The organism is Actinoplanes sp. TBRC 11911, assembly GCF_012933445.1.
Taxonomy (GTDB): Bacteria; Actinomycetota; Actinomycetes; order Mycobacteriales; family Micromonosporaceae; genus Actinoplanes.
The window spans coordinates 45,199-62,172 of record NZ_JABBNC010000042.1 but is presented as its reverse complement, the minus strand read 5'-3'; the positions used below and the strand labels follow the sequence as shown (position 1 = coordinate 62,172).

The 16,974-nt window shown below is 69.8% G+C and carries 17 protein-coding genes; 9 read left to right on the top strand and 8 right to left on the bottom strand.

Annotated features, from left to right (window positions below):
• Positions 1–967 precede the first annotated feature (967 nt).
• Positions 968–1,315: a cupin domain-containing protein gene (locus HH310_RS37620; protein WP_169180520.1), complete on the top strand. Its 348-nt coding sequence runs from the start codon at positions 968–970 to the stop codon at positions 1,313–1,315.
• 186 nt (positions 1,316–1,501) lie between these two features.
• Entirely contained in the window at positions 1,502–2,899 is a 1,398-nt protein-coding gene (locus HH310_RS37615; protein ID WP_312034582.1) for an MFS transporter, read from the top strand.
• On the opposite strand, the gene HH310_RS37610 is transcribed toward HH310_RS37615, so the two are convergent.
• From HH310_RS37610 to HH310_RS37600, 3 genes are read right to left on the bottom strand one after another with little or no spacing between them, the layout of a single operon-like run.
• Positions 2,893–3,369, bottom strand: a complete 477-nt coding sequence (locus HH310_RS37610; RefSeq protein WP_169180518.1) for an SRPBCC family protein — start codon at positions 3,367–3,369, stop codon at positions 2,893–2,895. The genes HH310_RS37615 and HH310_RS37610 overlap by 7 nt on opposite strands.
• A complete protein-coding gene (locus HH310_RS37605; protein WP_169180517.1) occupies positions 3,366–3,716 on the bottom strand; it encodes a metalloregulator ArsR/SmtB family transcription factor in 351 nt (116 codons plus the stop codon). The genes HH310_RS37610 and HH310_RS37605 overlap by 4 nt, the downstream gene beginning before the upstream one ends.
• A 21-nt stretch (positions 3,717–3,737) precedes the next feature.
• Positions 3,738–4,664 carry a sigma-70 family RNA polymerase sigma factor gene (locus HH310_RS37600; protein WP_169180556.1) on the bottom strand — a complete coding sequence of 309 codons (927 nt, stop codon included), beginning with the start codon at positions 4,662–4,664 and terminating at the stop codon, positions 3,738–3,740.
• A gap of 110 nt (positions 4,665–4,774) precedes the next feature.
• On the opposite strand from HH310_RS37600, the gene HH310_RS37595 reads away from it, so the two are divergent.
• The 5 genes from HH310_RS37595 (at position 4,775) to HH310_RS37575 (ending at position 9,807) form a co-directional block, all read left to right on the top strand.
• The gene (locus tag HH310_RS37595; protein WP_169180516.1) at positions 4,775–6,262 is read left to right on the top strand and encodes a hypothetical protein; all 1,488 of its coding nucleotides are present in this window, start codon (positions 4,775–4,777) and stop codon (positions 6,260–6,262) included.
• Positions 6,255–6,899: a hypothetical protein gene (locus HH310_RS37590; RefSeq protein WP_169180515.1), complete on the top strand. Its 645-nt coding sequence runs from the start codon at positions 6,255–6,257 to the stop codon at positions 6,897–6,899. Before HH310_RS37595 ends, HH310_RS37590 begins: the two co-directional genes overlap by 8 nt.
• A gap of 622 nt (positions 6,900–7,521) precedes the next feature.
• The gene (locus tag HH310_RS37585; protein WP_169180514.1) at positions 7,522–8,232 is read left to right on the top strand and encodes an SDR family NAD(P)-dependent oxidoreductase; all 711 of its coding nucleotides are present in this window, start codon (positions 7,522–7,524) and stop codon (positions 8,230–8,232) included.
• A gap of 27 nt (positions 8,233–8,259) precedes the next feature.
• A complete protein-coding gene (locus tag HH310_RS37580; protein ID WP_312034579.1) occupies positions 8,260–9,267 on the top strand; it encodes a DUF1152 domain-containing protein in 1,008 nt (335 codons plus the stop codon).
• A gap of 132 nt (positions 9,268–9,399) precedes the next feature.
• Positions 9,400–9,807, top strand: coding sequence for an SRPBCC family protein (locus HH310_RS37575; RefSeq protein ID WP_169180513.1), 408 nt, complete (start codon positions 9,400–9,402; stop codon positions 9,805–9,807).
• 90 nt (positions 9,808–9,897) lie between these two features.
• On the opposite strand, the gene HH310_RS37570 is transcribed toward HH310_RS37575, so the two are convergent.
• Entirely contained in the window at positions 9,898–10,185 is a 288-nt protein-coding gene (locus HH310_RS37570; protein WP_211193121.1) for a hypothetical protein, read from the bottom strand.
• 202 nt (positions 10,186–10,387) lie between these two features.
• Here HH310_RS37570 and HH310_RS37565 point away from each other — a divergent pair, with 202 nt between their 5' ends.
• Both HH310_RS37565 and HH310_RS37560 read left to right on the top strand, forming a co-directional pair.
• A complete protein-coding gene (locus tag HH310_RS37565) occupies positions 10,388–11,092 on the top strand; it encodes a hypothetical protein (protein ID WP_169180512.1) in 705 nt (234 codons plus the stop codon).
• A 368-nt stretch (positions 11,093–11,460) separates the two neighbouring features.
• Positions 11,461–13,260, top strand: coding sequence for a DUF6461 domain-containing protein (locus tag HH310_RS37560; protein ID WP_169180511.1), 1,800 nt, complete (start codon positions 11,461–11,463; stop codon positions 13,258–13,260).
• A 112-nt stretch (positions 13,261–13,372) separates the two neighbouring features.
• Here the strand turns inward: HH310_RS37560 and HH310_RS37555 are convergent, their stop codons facing one another.
• The 4 genes from HH310_RS37555 to HH310_RS37540 are packed head-to-tail and all read right to left on the bottom strand — an operon-like array spanning position 13,373 to position 16,840.
• Positions 13,373–14,557: an ABC transporter permease gene (locus HH310_RS37555; RefSeq protein WP_169180510.1), complete on the bottom strand. Its 1,185-nt coding sequence runs from the start codon at positions 14,555–14,557 to the stop codon at positions 13,373–13,375.
• Complete coding sequence (locus tag HH310_RS37550; protein WP_169180509.1) at positions 14,554–15,240, bottom strand: ABC transporter ATP-binding protein; 687 nt, start codon at positions 15,238–15,240, stop codon at positions 14,554–14,556. Before HH310_RS37550 ends, HH310_RS37555 begins: the two co-directional genes overlap by 4 nt.
• Positions 15,237–16,325: an HlyD family efflux transporter periplasmic adaptor subunit gene (locus tag HH310_RS45650; protein WP_169180508.1), complete on the bottom strand. Its 1,089-nt coding sequence runs from the start codon at positions 16,323–16,325 to the stop codon at positions 15,237–15,239. The genes HH310_RS37550 and HH310_RS45650 overlap by 4 nt, the downstream gene beginning before the upstream one ends.
• On the bottom strand, positions 16,322–16,840 hold the full coding sequence (locus HH310_RS37540) for a hypothetical protein (RefSeq protein WP_169180507.1): 519 nt from the start codon (positions 16,838–16,840) through the stop codon (positions 16,322–16,324). Before HH310_RS37540 ends, HH310_RS45650 begins: the two co-directional genes overlap by 4 nt.
• Positions 16,841–16,974: the final 134 nt, after the last annotated feature.

The window sequence follows — 16,974 nt, the reverse complement described above, 5'->3', positions numbered from 1 at the left end:
CGCCCTATGAGGCCATGATGTGGGATCCGTGCCCGTTGTATGGGACTGGCGACCACATCGTGGCGGCGGGTCCGCAATGTGAGATCCGCGTCCACAATAGAGCGTCTTTCCTGCACTTTCGTACCCTTTGTTCGGCCGCTTTCCCCGACGTTTCGTAGACCTTGGAGAGTTATGGCTCGTATGTGGGCGCAAGTCTCCAAGGTCTCAAGAAAGCCCAGCATGTGGAACTGTTCAGCTGTTTCTCGCGCCGCTCGCCCTGCGATGAGTTGGCCTTGCGCGGCGGACCTGCGCGGACTCCACTCTGTGGGGAGCCGGGACCTTCCGGTGGTGGCGGGTGCCCACACGGGGGTGGGGGTGGCTGCGGTGTGGGCAACCGCAACCTCCTCGGCGTCGCCGCTGCCCACACCGGGGTGGGGGTGGCTGCGGTGTGGGCAACCGCAACCTCCTCGGCGTCGCGGCTCCCCACGCCCGGGTGGGGCGGCCACTGTGGGCAGCTGGGACCTGCCGGGTCTGGCGGCGTCGCCTCGCACGGGGGCTCCCAGCCGACGGAACCAGCTGAACAGTTACAGCATGTGGCCGGGATCGCCGCATAGTGGGATAGGCGGACGAGGCGCGCGCCGACTGGAGACATTGCGTGGCTCGTCAGTCGTCTCGGCGGCGGATCTCGGTCGTGAGCTGCGGCCGGTCGCGGCTTGCCGGTTGCTCGACCCGCACGGCGTCCTCGACCCGCACGCCGTCAAGATCCGCCGCGGCCCGGCGCGGGAACAACGCGGATTCGGACCCGGACCCGCATGTGCCGCACGCTCTGGGTGCTGGCCGTCGTTCCGGGTTCCGGTCGCCCGGCCGGGGCGGCGCCGATATATACAACCTTGCCCCGCGGAAAGCCGCATCATCGCATCTCACGGTGCCGAACTGCCGCTACGGTCGTTCCATAGGGAGGCCAGGCCGAATCGATTCGAGGTGTGCCATGAACGACGACCCTGTGGTCAGCAACAAAGATCTCTACCGCGTGATCATGGAGAACGACCGGGTACGGGTCCTGGCTTACGCCGACATGCCGGGCGACCGGACCACCCCGCACCGCCATCCGGACAGCGTCATGGTGACGTTGAGCGGCTTCCGCCGGCGGTTGTCCGCCGACGGCCGCGACATCGACGTCGAGCTGGCGGCCGGCGAGGTGCGCTGGCTCGACGCGCAGGAGCACTCCGGCGAGAACATCGGTGACACCGAGTGCCGGACCATCTTCGTCGAGCTCAAGGAGCCGAAACCCGCCGGCACCGACGGCACGGCACGGCTTGGCCCGACGCTCTCCTGAGCGGGCCGCAGGCGGTTCACCATCGTGGCGAGCGACTCCGGTGATCTTTGATACCCGCGAGGTTGCGTACATCCGGGAAAGGGGCACATGCCTGCTGGTGTTGGGTCACTTCGGAAACACGAGAGGACCCACGCTATGCAACCGAACGCCGCGTCACCATCATCGCCGACCCGATCCTTGGGAGTCGTGCTCGCCGCGGTCGGAATCCCGGCCTTCATGGTGGCGCTCGACAACCTCGTCGTCGGAGTCGCGTTGCCCCGGATCCGGGACGATCTGCACGTGTCGACGGCGGGCCTGCAGTGGGTGGTCAACGCCTACACGCTGCCGTTCGCGGCACTGCTGCTGACCGCCGCCGCGCTCGGCGACCGGGTCGGGCGGCGCGCCGTCTTCATCGCCGGGATCGTGGTCTTCACGCTGGCGTCGGCCGCGTGCGCGTTGTCGACGCAGGACTGGCAGCTCAACGTGGCCCGCGCGGTCCAAGGCGTCGGCGGCGCGGCGGTCCTGCCCTTGTCACTGACCCTGCTGGCCCACTCGGTGCCGGACAAAGTACGCACCTTGGCGGTGGGTATCTGGGGCGGCGTCTACGGCCTCGGCGTGGCCATCGGCCCGGTGGTCGGCGGGGCGATCGTCGAGTACCTGCACTGGCACTTCATCTTCTGGCTCAACGTGCCCATCGGCGTCGTCGCGGTGGTGCTGGCGACCACCGTGCTGTCCGAGTCGCGCGGCCCCGGGCACCGGCTCGACCCCGTCGGGGTGGTGCTGTCCGCCGGTGGCCTGCTGCTGGTGGTCCTGGGCGTGGTGAGCGGACCGCAGGACGGCTGGGGCTCGACCCAGGTGCTCGTGGAGCTGATCGCGGGCGCGGCGGTGCTCGTGGCCTTCGTCCTGTGGCAGGCCCGCAACAAGGTGCCGATGATGCCGCTCTACCTTTTCCAGTCGCGTGGCTTCGCCATCGTCAACGCGGTGACCTTCACGTTCAGCGCCGGGGCGTACGGGGCAATCTTCCTGACCAGCCAGTATTTCCAGACCGCGCAAGGTCTCAGCCCGCTCGCCGCCGGCGCCCGCATCCTGCCGTGGACGCTCATGCCGACCCTGGTGGCGCCGCTGGCCGGGCACTTCGGCGACCGGCTCGGCCCGCACCGGCTCATCGCGGCCGGGCAGATCCTGCTCGCCGGGGCGTTGATCTGGCTGGGTGCCGGCGACGACCACGTGAACACCCCGTACGTGGATTTCATCGCGCCGTTCATCCTCGCCGGTATCGGCATGGCCTTCACCTTCGCGCCGATCAGCAATCAGGCGATGGCCACCGCCCCGGCGCACGGCCGGGGCATCGCGTCAGGCGTGAACAACACCGTCCGCCAGACCGCTGTCGCGGCGGGCGTGGCGGTCGCGGCGTCGATCTTCAGCAGTTTCGGTTCGTACGCCTCCCCGCAGTCTTTCGTCGACGGACTGCGCCCCGGCGTCATCGTGGGTGGCTTGATCGTCGCGGCCGGAGCCCTGTTCGCCCTGTTCATTCCCGGCATGTTCCCGCGACGGGCGGCGCCCGCCGCCCCGGCCGAGCCGGCCCCGTCCACGGTGAGTCATTGAGGGGCCTGCTCCTCGAAATACTCCGTCATCGCCGGGTAGTAGTCGTTGAAGTCCGGCATCGGCCCGCCGTCCCGGGAGGCGACCAGCGCGTCCAGGTAGAACTCCCAGCCCGGGCCGATGTCGCCGACGCCCTCGTCACCGGTCAGGTGCTGGGTGAAGCGGAGCTCGGTCACGTCCGCCGCCGCGGTCAGCACCAGCTCCAGCCGCCAGCCACCGCCCGACGACAGGGCCAGCCGGGCCGGCGGCTCGCAGGCGTCGATGGTCATGTCCATCCACGGCTTGCCCTCCTCCTGCACCATCTGGACCTTGATCGTGTGTCCCGCGCCGGCCTCGCCCTGCCAGGGGCCGAACCACCGAGCCGTACGCGCCGGCTCGGTGAGGCTGGCCCAGACGTCGTCGATGGGCGCCCGGAACGTGCGGGTCAGCACGAGGTCGCCGCCGAACAGCCGGCCGGTCGGTGTCGGGCTCATGCGCTCTCCCTCTGAGATGGTTGCCGCGACCGATCGCGGCGCGTGCGGTAGACCTCGGTCTCCAGCGCGTCGAGGTGGTGCTCCCAGCCAGACGGCCGGCGAAGCCGCTCCAGCCACTCGGCCAGCTCGTCAAGCGGCTCGGTGACCAGCGTGTAGACGCGCCGCCGCCCGTCGCTCGCGGCGGCCACCAGCCCCGCCGAGCGCAACACCCGCAGGTGCCGGCTGACGGCCGGCCGGCTGATCGCAAACCGGTCGGCGATCTGCCCGGCCGACAGCGACTCGCCGCGCAGCATCAGCAGGATCTCCCGCCGCACGCCATCGGCGATCGCGCCGGCCACCTCGTCCACGGCGAAAGCGTAACCAGCAGGTTACGCTTCCTGCAACGCCAACGCGGGCTTCGGATGGAAAAGCTTCATTTTCCGTACGCGTCCCGACTGCATCTTGTGCAGCCACACCGCGTTGGGCGGGCAGTGGAACGGCTTGTCCGGCGGGTTGAGCATCTCGGTTTCCCAGATCAGCACGTCGGGGCTCGCCACCACATGCAACAACCGCTGCCGTACGCCGTCGTCCAGGTCCTGGGCCATCCCGGCGATGATGGCTTCGCGGCCGTCGAGCCGCACCCCGCCGCCGGCGATCACCGTCGCGTCAGGCAGCCACATGCTGTAGACGACGTCATCGAAGTGGCCCCGCATCGCGTCGTCGATCGCGTCCGAGGCCTCCCGCCGGCGGCTCGCCGCGTACGCCCCGGCATCGGCGTGCGCCGCGTCCACGGTGTCCTGCAAAGCGGAGGCGAGTTTCCCCCGCGCATGGCTCAGCCGGCTACGCACGGTGCCCACCGGCAGGTCACACAGCGCGGCGATCTGCTCGTACGAGTTCACGTGGCTGAAGTGCCGCAGCAGCATGACCAGCCGATCCGCCTCGGAGAGCTCGCCGATCGCGTGCCACACCCAGTCACGCAGCGCACTGTCGTCGACCGCTTCCTCCGGGCTCGGGAAAGGCCCCGGAACCTGGTCGACGTCGGGGCTGGTCACCGGCGTACGGGATCGCAGAAACGCCCGGCAGATGTTGCGGACGATGGTGCGCAACCAGGCACCAGCCGAGTCGGGGTCGCGCAGGTCGCCGATCCGCCGCAGCGCGACCATCATGGCGTCCTGGACGGCGTCCTCCGCGTCCGGGCCGTAGCCGAGGATCGCCAGCGCGACGGCCCGCATCCCGGCCTCGTGCGTGCGCAGCAACAGCCCCAGCGCCGACGCGTCACCGCCCTGCGCCGACCGCACCATGTCGATCTCGGTCATGACAGTCACGCCGAAGTACGGTACGCGTGCGCGGTGCCATCGCCCACCGGTTGGTGACGCCCGTGACAGGAGCGCTACGGTGCCCCTTCGACTTGGCGAAAGGGAGACAGGTGGATCGTGACCGGCTGCGCCAGGCGGTCGTGGACTTCGTCGAGCACCACGACGACCGCCTGCTGCTCGACGACGCCACCCGGGCCGAGGCGGCGGAGCTGACGCCCGGCGACGCGGCGGACGCCTGCCTGCTCGCCATGTTCATGACGTGTCACCAGGAGGCGATGCGCGACCGTGACCCGTCGATCCTGCCCGACCTGGACTGGCCGATGCAGGTGCTGGCGTCGAGCATGTCCGACGAGGTGCCGCCGTCGCTGCGCGAGCTGGCGCTGACCGTCGCGCGGCTGGTGTCGCCCGAGGCCGAGTTGCGGTCGGCGCTGCGTGCGCTGGCCGCCGCGCTGGCCGCCGACGACCCGGACGGGCTGGATGCGGCTCTCGGGCGCGCTGCCCACGCCGTACGCACGCCGGATCTGTTGCCGCACCTGGAGCATCAGGCCTGGTATCTGATCGCCGCCGGATGGTGGCGCAAGTATCTGGCCGGCGGCCAGCCGTCGGACCTCGACGACGCGCTGGCGGCGAGCGCGCGCGACGTGGCGGTCGCCGGCGACGAGGATCGGCGCGAGGCCGCGGTCACGCACGCGACGCTGCTGGCCGAGCGGGTGCGGGCGGGCGGTGCCGAGCGCGACGTCCGCGACCTGGCCGCGCTGAGCCGGGAGGCGGAGACCCCGGAGCTGGCGGGTGCGTTGCGGGACGCGCGGCTGGCCACGTTCCGGGCGACCGGCGACCCGGACGACCTGGACGAGGCGATCCGGCTCGGCGGCACCGAGCTCATTCACGACGCGTCACTGACCGGTGACGATCTGTCCACCCTGTGCTTGCGTCTGCAGGAGCGGTTCCGGCGCGACGGCGACCTGAGCGACCTGGACGCGGCCGTCGCCTGCGGGCGCCGGTCCGTGCAGATGCCGTACGCCGGGCCGGTCGAGCTCGCACACCGCCTGGCGAACCTGTTCGGCGCCCTGGCGCAGCGCGCCGACAACGGACGTGAGCAGGAGTATCTGGACGAGGCCATCGAGGTCGCCGACGTCGCTGTCGAGTTCCTGTCGCGCGCGGCCGACCCACCGACCAGTGTCCTGCGCGGTCTGCAGGGCGATTTCCTCGTACGCCGGTGGCAAATCACGCACACCCGCGGTGACCTGGACGCCGGGATCGAGCAGCTCATCGCCGCGGCGGACACGGCGGCCGCGGACGGGGCCCCGGAGGCCCGGCACCGGCAGGCGGCCGCCGAGGCGCTCATGCACCGCTTCCGCCGCCGCCGCAACGCCGCCGACCTGGACTCGGCCGAGCAGCAGCTGCGGCTCGCCGGTTCGGCCGCCGACCCGGTGCTGCGGCAGTCGATCGTGGCGGCCCGGCACCACCCGCCGAAGCTGTACGTGCAGCCCGCCGACGGCGAGGGCATGCCGTCGCCGCACGCCCTGGCCAACCTGCACGCCTGGAACCAGGGCCAGCCCCGTACGTCCGGTTTGGACTGGGTGCACACCCATGACTGAGCCCCGGGTGCTGTTCGTCCGCACCGCGCGCAACGACCAGCGCAACGTCGTCGTGCTGACCACCCTCGCCTCGGCCGTGCAGGGGTTAGCCCGCCTCGAGGTGGTCGGCGACCCCCGCGACCTGCACACGCTGGAGACCGGCTCGATCCCGGCGGCCGGCGAGCAGCGCATCGCCTCGGCCGACGTGATCGTCCTGCACGTCTCGCCGAAGGACATCGACTTCCCGGACTTCCCGTTCACCCACGTCGGCCCGCCCCGCGTCGAGGATCTCGGCGACGCGGTGCTGGGCGATCGCCCGCTCGCCGGCCGCGGCCTGCTGCGCGGGATCGGGGTGCTGGACACGCTGGGCCGGCTGCCGGACACGCTCGTCGTGGTGGACGGCTTGTACCAGGGCGCGCTGGACGACCTGATCGCGCTCGGCGGCATCCTCGGCGAGGCCACCGACGAATACGGCATCCCGGTGACCCCGCGGCTGAGCGCGGCGGACCGCCAGGTGGGCCTGTTACGGGAGGCGTTCCGGGGCATCACGTACGACTATGACCCGTCCGCGGCCGCACCATTGCCGGGTCTCGCGCTGGCGTTGCGCACGGGCGTCTCCGACGTGATGGGGCGGCGATCGGGCTTAGCCTCGGCCTAGACGAGTAAGCGCTAACCGGGTGTGGCAGTTGCGCGGTGCTGCCAGAGCGTTGTGGCGATCCGTTCGCGGCCGGGCGGTCCCGCTATGTGGGACACCGCGGTCACATCATGGATTTTTGTGAACCTTGGAGAGTTGCGCCCACATACGAGCCATAACTCTCCAAGGTTCACATTCGGCCGGAAAAACCTGCCGGGCGAAAGCCTCGTTACGTGACAAAAGCACTCTCTACAAAGGACGCTGGTCCCACATCGCGGACGGTGGGTCCATGATGCGGGCGCGGGTCTCAGCAGGCGGTCACCCGTCTCACGGAATGGAAGCGCCGCTGCGGCCGCGCGCCGATCCCGCCCGTCCAGCAGCCCAGTCGACGTGATAAATATCGGGAAATGTCGGATATGCGAGAGGGGTGGCGGGGGCTGGCGGACGGACGGCGATCAGATCGCTGACTCACCTGCGGCCACTGACTCGGCTACCGCCACTGACTCGGCTTAGGACTTACTCGTCCAGTGAGCGGCCGGCCGCCTTTCCACCGTGGCTCTGATCACGCGGCTCTGGACTTTTTAGTCCATTTTGCGGCTAGAATTGCCCGGGCGAGGTGGACACCTCCCAGTTAAGGGGCTTGGAAATGAGCAACGAGCGCGGACCCAAGGTGGCTGTCGTCACCGGTGCGTCCCAGGGCATCGGGGCGGCGATCGTCGAGGCGTACCGCAAGCTGGGTTTTGCCGTGGTGGCGAACTCGCGCAGCATCACGCCGTCGGCGGACCCGCTGGTCCTGACCGTGCCGGGCGACGTGTCCGACGCGGCCGTCGGGCGGCGGATCGTGGAGCTGGCGTTAGAGCGCTTCGGGCGGATCGACACGGTGGTCAACAACGCCGGCGTGCTGGTCTCGAAGCCGTTCACCGAGAACACGGCCGACGAGTACGCGCGGGTCGTCGCCACCAACCTCGACGGCTTCTTCAACGTGACACGGCCCGCGGTCGCCGCCATGACCGGCGGCGGCCACGTCGTCAGCATCACGGCCACGATCGCGGACAACGCCGACCGTCACTTCCCGTCGTTCCTCGCCTCGCTGACCAAGGGCGGCCTGAACGCGGCCACGAAGGCGCTCGCCATCGAACACGCAGCCCGGGGTGTGCGCTTCAACGCGGTCTCCCCCGGCTTCATCAAGACGCCGCTGAATCCGCCCGAGATCCGCGACCTCATGACCAGCCAGTCCCCGCTGGGCCACATGGGCGAGGCGTCGGACATCGCGGACGCCGTGGCGTACCTGGAGACCGCGACGTACGTGACCGGCGAGATCCTGCACGTCGACGGCGGCCGGGGAGCGGGCCACTGAGCTGAGCCCATCCGCGATCATCAAACGGTGATCACGACGCCTCCTCCACCGACGGGCAGCGGTCGGTTCGACTTCGTCCGCAACTCGCTGGCCACGCCGCCGCTGTTCGCCGCACTGGACACCGCCCGCAGCGTGCTGATCGCGGGCGCGGGCGGGGGCTTCGACGTCTACGCCGGGCTCCCGCTGGCCATCGCCCTGTGGAACAGCGGCGTCACCGTGCATCTGGCGAATCTGTCATTCACCCCGCTCGAACTGGTCGACTTGGACGCCTGGGCGGCACCGAACGTGGCCTTGATCCAGCCAGACACGGCAGGACCAGACGACTACTTCCCGGAACGCTCTCTCGCCCGCTGGCTGGCCACCAACGACCTCCCCAGGCGGATCTACGCGTTCTCGAAGGTGGGCGTTCAGCCACTGCGGGCGGCTTATCAGCACCTGGTCGACACACTCGACGTCGACGCGATCGTACTGGTGGACGGCGGCACGGACATCCTGATGCGCGGCGACGAGGCCGGCCTGGGAACGCCGGTGGAGGACATCACCAGCCTCGCCGCTGTCGCGGCACTCGACGTCCGGGTCAAGCTGGTGACCTGCCTCGGATTCGGTGTCGATGCCTACCACGGTGTCGTGCACACCCAGGTCCTGGAAAACCTCGCCGCACTCGACCGGGACGGTGGCTACCTGGGCGCCTTGTCCATTCCGAACGCCAGCAGAGAAGCCGCGCTCTACCGAGACGCCGTCGCCGACGGGCAAGCCGCCACCCCGCTTCGGCCCAGCATCGTCAACGGACAGATCGCCGCCGCCACCTCTGGTGCCTTCGGCGACGTGCAGTTCACCCGCCGCACCAGCGGCACCGAACTGTTCGTCAATCCGCTGATGGCCATCTACTTCACCGTCGACCTCGATAAGCTGGCCGCGCGATGCCTCTACCTCGACCGCATCGAACACACCCACGGCATGCGACAGGTCGCCAAACGAATCGAAGCCTTCCGGGACGAGACCGCCACCCGAATCCCCCGAGCCTTCCCGCATTGACGAACGTCCTGGACAGGTCGCAACTCGGCTGGGCGGCGGCGCCTTCGTTGGTTAGCGGTGGTTTGCCGGTCGTCGGTGCCGTGCTCGCTCCAATAGACTCCGGCTCCACACAGCGTTGGGAAGTATCGAATCATGGCCACGGTCCGTGTCGAAGTCCTCGTCAAGGCGCCCGCGCCGCGCGTGTGGGCAGCCATCTCGGATGTCGGCGCGGTACACCGGCGACTCCTGCCCGGCCGGGTGGCCGACACCCGCCTCGAGGGCGACGTCCGCATCCTGACGATGCCGGACGGGTGGCAGGTACGGGAACTCATCCTCGCAGTCGACGACAGCATGCGCAGGATGGCGTACGCGGTGATCGAAGGTCAACGACTGCCGCTGACCTACCACCACGCGGAGTTCCAGGTCTTCGACGACGGCGACCACAGCCGGCTCGTATGGCTCACCGACGTCCTGCCGCATGCGATGGCTGATGCGGTGCGGGCCCGGGTCGAGCGCGGGATCGAGGAGATGAGGGAGGTGCTGGAGCTCAACGAATCCTGAGGCGCGGGTCGTCGCCGGGCCCGGGCGGCCCGGCAAACCCGACCGGCCCGAAGCGTGCGCCCATCCGGGCCCTGCCATGGCGTCGATGAATCACGCAGTGCGCCGCATCAGTCTGACGAACTCCGCCCGAAGTTCGTCGGCTGGCTCACCGAGCAAGATGTTGCTGAAGACCAGCTCAAGCATCACCCGGGCAAACCGCTCCGAGCGACGGTGATAGCGGGATTGGTTCGACTCCTCGACCGCCCTCACGATGCGCCAGCCACCCTCAACAGCCGAAAAGGTGGCGGCGAAGATCTCGTAACCGGTCCAGCTGCGACTCAAGTGCGCCTGCCGGCCCTCCACGAACGCATCCCACTTCTCGTCCATGTTGCGGGCCACGCACCCCAGCCTGATCAGCTCCCATTGATCGTCAGACCACACGCGAGTGGGCAACTCGGCCATAGGTCGTGGAGCAGCAATGGGAAAGTATATCGGCAGGGACGACCGGGTGACCGGCGACAGGGGCGTCACCGATGGATCTTACTAGGGCGCGTCGGCCCCTTCTGAATGTGGTGACGCCCGGTCGATGGATGATGGTGTCGTGACACAAGACAACGGCGACGGCACCGACTCGCTCCGCTTGGCGATCGTGGACGTGGCGCTCCCCGGCAGCAGCGGCTTTGCGGTAGAGGTCCATGTCAACGGGACGGAAATGACCTCGCCACGCGGGGGCCTGGGCATGGACCCGTACGACCTGCTCATTCCGGCGAACATGTTGCTGGCCACGCCGGTGCCGCGGAGCGTACAGATCGCCCGCTGTAAATGCGGTGACAACGGCTGTGCATGGATCAACGTGACCATCACTCGCGACGGCGGCGTGGTGCGCTGGGAATGGGCCTCCGGGACGCCCAAGACGTTCAGCTTCGCGGCCGAGCGGTACGACGCCGAGGTCGACCGCGCCGCCGATGACCATTCGTGGGAGACCGCCGAGCGGACTGTCGGCCGGCTCGTCCTGTCGCACGTGGACCGCGACGCGTTGGGCAGCCACGGACTGGCCGTCGACTGGGCAGGTAATAACCTCTACCACCCTGACCAGTTTTGCGTAGCCTTACGGCTGGGTAACGACTACCAGATATTCGTGGATGTCCCGTGGCGGGACCGTGGCTCGGAGGAACTTGCCACTGACGTCTGCGAAACGTTGGCGCGCGGACCCGAGGAATGGCGGGCAAGGTGGAGCGCGATAAGGCCGGCGAACCAGGAACCCCCGCAGATCGCAAGCGCATCATGGCGACGGGAACCCCTCTGACGGATTCTGCCTCGGGCCCACTTCGCCTCCTACGCGGCCACGGAACGGTCGGAGATCCGTGTCGTGTGCGCCGCCACCGCCAACACCTTCCACCACCCCACATGCCGAAATATCTACCGGAACCGTGCCGATGATGATCATCGCCCAGTCCATTCACATCATTGAAGGCCTCATCGACTCTGATGCTTCGCCAATTCCCTCAGCGGCCGTACCGTACGTAACGGGACGACCAGGACAGCGGCCGCCACACCGGCCCACTGACATGCCTTCGTCCGGGGAGCGGTCGCGCTTCCCACTTTCCTGACCGTCGCAGGATCGGGATCGCAGAAGCCACGTACCCGGCAGACGGGTTGGGGCAGGCTGGATGTGTGGTTGCGGAGGACTATGCGTGGGCGATCGAGTCGTACGCGCTGAGCCTGGATTTCTGTCTGACGTTCGTGCGGGGGCTCGAGCCGGACGAGGTGATCGCGCGGCTCGGCGGCGCGGACCCGGTGCCGATCGTGTCGGCCGAGGCGGCCCTGGGTGCGGCGCAGGCCGTGCAGGAGTGGGTCGACGAGAGCGGCGGCACCCACTCGAGCGAGCTCGACTTCGTCGCGGTGACCCGGGCCGGCGACTGGGCGATGATCATCGAGCCGAACGGGTTCCTTTGCACCGACGACGCGGTGGTGCGGTCGCTGTCCACGGGCGGCGAGATGGTGTCGTTCTATTACAACGAGAACACCACGCCCCAATTCGCGTGGTCGGTCGGGGGCGTCACGGTGGTTGCCTTCGATCCCGGCAGTCCGGCCTATCGGCACGGCATCGATCGCAGCCGGCTCGACCCGCTGCTGGTGGAGGTCGGGTTCGGGCTCGATAACGAGGGCCAGGACTTTGACCAGGAGTTTCAGCAGCGCGCGCTTGCGCTGATGGAACGGATCACCGGCGTAGGGTGGGATGCCGCCTTCCTGCAGACCGCGACGTTCCACTGCGCCGGCGTCGCCGGGGCGGGCCGCCGTGTCGAGCCCTGGTACGCGGAGGTCCGCGAGGAACTGGCGGCGTACGCCGAGGATCCGGACGAGTGGGTCGACGACGATTTCGATCGGTGGGGCGAGCGTGGGGTCACCGACCGGCGGGTCAAGGCGCTCGGGTCGGCCGGGACGAGGCTCTACGAGGAGGACCGCGAACTAGCCCTGGCGATCGCGTACGCGCCGGAAGAGCTGATCGAACGCATGAGCGAGTGGGCGTGGGAGCGCCCATTCCGCGCCGCCGGGGTCCTGGACGAGCCGTGGCTGGCGCCGATCCGAGAGCGGGTGCGCCGCGGCGAGGTGGTGCCGCCGGAGGACGTGCGGCTGGTCGAGGAGCGGCTGGACCCGTACCTGCGCACCGTGTTGCCACCGTGGCTTCGCGACGACGAGGGTCAGCGGAGCAACACCGCGCGAGGGCTGGTGGTGCAGTGGGACTCGTACGGCCCGGCGGCCGACCTCTGCTGGGCGTTCGCCCGGGCCGAGGGGGCCGGGGGCGGTTCGTGGCCGGAGATGTTCGCCGCCCTGCGCCGGGATTTCCCCGAGCTCGATGAGATCGTGGCCCCGCCACCACCACCGCCGCCTCCGGAACGGGACGCCGTGCGGCGCAAGCGCGAGGCCCAGGAACATCAGGAGGAACAGGGGCGGCTGGCCGACCTGAAACGCACGTGGGGAGGCCGGATCCCGTCGAATCCGCGGTTGCTGGAGCCCGAGGTCTCGGCGCGAGCGCTCGGTCTGGTTCCGTACGACCGGGATCTGATCGACCTGGTCGCCGACGCTGAGCCAGCGGACCAGCGGAGGATGGCCGTCTGGGCGGCCCGCTACTGCTGCACCCGATCCGGTCTGATCGCGCGCGACTGGGCCGAGGCGGGACTGGATGCCCTCGAGAACGGTGATCCGCCGCCGCCGTGGTTCGCCGACCACGACGCCGCGTTCGCCCGCCTGTTCGACGTCCCCCGGGAGAGCATCACCCACACGGGCAGGTTCTCGATCGGCGATGCCGAGCCGACGCCGCGGATCGATCCGGAGATCCTGGCGATACACACGGTGGTGATGGCCCGCGACGCCGACCCGCTGATCGCGGCGATGGACACCGTCCACAACGCCGTGGCGCTCGACCCCGACTCCGCCCCCGTTGCCTTCCGCGCCGCGTTCGGTCGGCCATAACCGGCATCCCCGTTCGGAAAGGACAAGATGACAAGGCAGTTAGCCGCGCTCAAGCGCCGCAGCCAGCCTGCAGTCAAATGTGGTCGGGACCGAAGCCCTGGCCCGCCACGCGTCAGGAGGTGCGTAGGGCGTCGGTCGGGGAGAGCCGCGCGGCGCGCAGGGCCGGGTAGAGACCGGCGCATCCGCCGATCACCACCGCCGCGACAAGGCCCGCGCCGGCCGCGTAGGCGGGGACCAGGGTTTGCCAGCCGCGCGCGGTGGCCATGGCGTACGTGAACAAGACACCAAGCACCACCCCGATCGCGCCGCCAGCCATGCCCAGTAGCAGCGATTCCACCAGGAACTGGGCGCCGACATGGCCGCGGGTGGCGCCGAGTGCCCGGCGCAGCCCGATCTCGCCGCGTCGTTCCAGTACGGAGATGACCAGGACGTTGGCGATGCCGATGCCGCCGACCAGGAGTGCGACCGCGCCGAGGCCGAGCAGCAGGATGGTGGTGCTGCCGCTGACCGCGAGACGTGCGGTGAGGGCCTCGGACGGGCGGCTCACCGCGACCTCCTCGGGATGCTCCGGGTTCGCCGCACGACCGAGCAGGCCGGCCACCACATCGGTGCGCTCGGTCTGTGCGCGTACGAAAATCCTTGTGGGGTTGCCCTGATAGCCGAAGTCGGCGGTCGCGACGGGAGCGCCGATCAGGGCCGCGGTGTCGAGCTCGGGCGCGAGGTCGACCGGCGCCAGCACCCCGACCACGGTGTACCAGTGGTCGCCCAGGTAGATCCGTGGGTGGTCGGTGACGTCGCGGATGCCCAGCACCGTGGCGGCGTAGTTGCCGAGCACGACCGCCGGATATCGGGCCAGTGCGGTGTCGAGGAAGCGGCCGTGCAACAGGCTGCCGTCGAGCGTGTCGAGTAATTGTGGGTCGGTGGCGCGTACGGACAGGCCGCCGGTGCGCACACTCGGAATTCGGTCGGTGCGGTAGACCCGTACCGGCAGCGTCGCGGTCGCGGCGGAGGAAAGCACTCCTTCCGTACGCCTGACGCCGGTCGCCGCGGTGGCCGGGAGTTCCGCCTCATCGCCGCTGACGGTCTTGCCGTTGGCCACCGTAAGCAGGTTGGTGCCGACCCGATCGATCTCGGCGAGCACGTCGGCCTGGCTGGAGCGGGTCACGCCGAGCACCGCGACCATGGCGGCGATCCCGATGGCGACGCCGAGGATGGACAATGCCGCCCGCCCGGGCCGGGACCGAACGCCGACGGTGCTCACCGGCAACAGGTCGGCCGTACGCAGGTGAGACCTCACGACACGCTCCCGCTGTCTCGTAGAAGCCGGCCGTCACGTAACTCGACGCGGCGGCACATGGCCCCAGCGATCCGCTCGTCGTGCGTGATCACCACGATGGTGACGCCGTCGGCGTTGAGCTCGTGCAGCAGCGTGACCACATCCTGACCAGCGACCGAGTCCAGGTTTCCGGTGGGCTCGTCGGCCAGCACCACGGCGGGCCGGCCGACCAGGGCGCGGGCGATCGCCACCCGCTGCCGCTCGCCGCCGGACAGATGCGCCGCCCGAAAGCCGGCACGGTGGGCGAGGCCGACGCGTTCCAGCGCGGCCCGGGCGGCCCGCCGGCGGTCGGCGGCCGGCACCCCTCGATAGAGCAGGCCGGTGGCCACGTTCTCCACCGCGCTCAGCCGGTCCAACAGGACGAACTGTTGGAAGACCACGCCGAGCCGGTGCGCGCGGACGCCGGACAGCTGCCGGTCGCGCATCTTCTCGAGCGCCTGCCCGGCGATGCGAACCGAACCTGCGGTCGGGTAGTCCAGGCCGGCGGCGAGATTGAGCAGCGTGGTCTTCCCGGAGCCGGACGGGCCGAGGACGGCCACCAGCTCGCCACTGTGCACGGCAAAAGTCACGCCCCGCAGCGACTCGACCGGCGGGGTACCCGGGTAGACCTTGCGGACGTCGATCAGCTCAAGGACAGCGTTCATCCGGCCGGCACCTCCACGGACTGCCCTTCGCGGACTCCGTTGACAATCTCCACCTGGCCGCTGCTCTCGTCGAACCGGCCAAGCTCGACCGGTACCAGCCCACCGCCGGCCAGCCGGACCTGGTAGCCGCCGCCCGGACGGGCGAGCAGCGCGGCGATCGGTAGCAGCAGCACGCCGGTACGGGTGCCGGTGGTGATGTCGACCGTCACCGGCGCCTGGTCGAGCTCGAAGCCGCCGGGCAGCTGGATCGCGACGGTGACCGGGATGGTCGCCTGATCGGGGTCCTGGCCGGGGGACGGGTCGGTGGCGGGGAGCTGCGCGGCCGGTCCGATCCGGGTGACCCGGCCCTGGATCGGGTCGGCGTCCGGGAGCGAGACCTCGACTTTGTCACCGACATGCACCGTGTCACGGCCCGACGTGTCCAGTTGGGCGGTGACGGCCCGATCGGTCGACGTCCCGGTCAGCACGGTCGTCCCGGGACCTACGGCGGCGCCGATCCGGGCGGCCACCGTGGCAACCCGCAGCGGCCTGGGCAGGAAGACGACCTGGCCCTGGCCCAGCCGGCCGGTCCGCTGGTACGCGGCGCGGCCCCAGGACGCCTCCCAGCGCCGGATCGCCGCGGCGGTGGCGGCGCTGAAGTGGCGGTCGACCGTCATCCGACGACGCGGGTCGAAGCCCATGGCGGCCAAGTTGGCTTCCAGCTGCCGCACGTCGGGGCCGTCGCTCATCCCGTACCGGAAATCGCGGTAGACCGGGACGGCACCCAGCAGGAGCCGGACCGGGGAGTCGGACACCCGGTAGAGGATGCCGCCGCGGCCGACGGTGGCGCCGGGCGCGGGCGCCGCGGTGAGCACACCGGGTGTGCCCAGGTGGTCGACGGCGAAGGAGCCGGTGTAGCCGAGGATGCCGCTGAGCTGAGTGTGTTCGCTGAGCGTGCCACGGACCACCCGGGCCGTTGCGGTGGGCACCTCGGCCGCGGGTGTCTCGGCGGTGCCGGCGTCGGAACGGGCGGCATAGGTCACGCCCGCGGCGAGCGGGACGGCCACCACGATGGCGATCACGACCCCGGCGCCGCGCCGGTTCACTTCTTGCCTCCGCCGCCACTGATGCTGATCTTGCCGCTCCAGATGCTTTTGCAGGCCTGGTGCACCTTGTCGGTCAACGCGGGATTGGCTCCGTTGGCCACCGAGGTGCCGGTGAGGTCGAAGGAGCCGTCCTGTTTCGGGTCCGGGAAGTCGGGGACGCCGTGCGCACGGGCGCACTTCGCGTACTCACCGAGTTTGCGGAGGTCATCGGCGCTGAGCTGCGCTTTCGGACGGAACGCGTCGGCCGGGTACCTATCCTCGATCGACTTGCACGCGTCAATGATCGACTTGCGCTTGCTGAGGTCTTCCTTCCAGTTGTAGCCATCGGCCGGTGGGAAAGAGAGATACCCGTCCGGGGTGAGCTCGGCATCCGGCATCCGCGTGAGGCCTTTGCCACGCAGGCATTGGACCCACTCCTGGCCGAGTGCGAGCAGTTGCTGCCGATTGGGTGTGGCGCGCGGGGTCGCCGCCGGGCTGCCCGGGTCACAGCCGGGCATCGCGGCCAATCCGGCCACGACCAGGGCTGTGCGGAGCAATGTGGACGCTGATCTGGTCATGCATTCACCGTGGCGGTCCCGTCGATCGAAGTCGTCGGACCCTGGTCGGGGCTTCCGCCCTCGCGTGGTACTTGCGAAGTAGCACCTGAGTC

Excerpts from the sequence above, each read along its gene's own strand:
- HH310_RS37620 (WP_169180520.1), top strand. The coding sequence starts at position 968 with ATGAACGACGACCCTGTGGTCAGCAACAAAGATCTCTACCGCGTGATC.
- HH310_RS37610 (WP_169180518.1), bottom strand. The coding sequence starts at position 3,369 with ATGAGCCCGACACCGACCGGCCGGCTGTTCGGCGGCGACCTCGTGCTG.
- HH310_RS37600 (WP_169180556.1), bottom strand. The coding sequence starts at position 4,664 with ATGACCGAGATCGACATGGTGCGGTCGGCGCAGGGCGGTGACGCGTCG.
- HH310_RS37590 (WP_169180515.1), top strand. The coding sequence starts at position 6,255 with ATGACTGAGCCCCGGGTGCTGTTCGTCCGCACCGCGCGCAACGACCAG.
- HH310_RS37585 (WP_169180514.1), top strand. The coding sequence starts at position 7,522 with ATGAGCAACGAGCGCGGACCCAAGGTGGCTGTCGTCACCGGTGCGTCC.
- HH310_RS37575 (WP_169180513.1), top strand. The coding sequence starts at position 9,400 with ATGGCCACGGTCCGTGTCGAAGTCCTCGTCAAGGCGCCCGCGCCGCGC.
- HH310_RS37550 (WP_169180509.1), bottom strand. The coding sequence starts at position 15,240 with ATGAACGCTGTCCTTGAGCTGATCGACGTCCGCAAGGTCTACCCGGGT.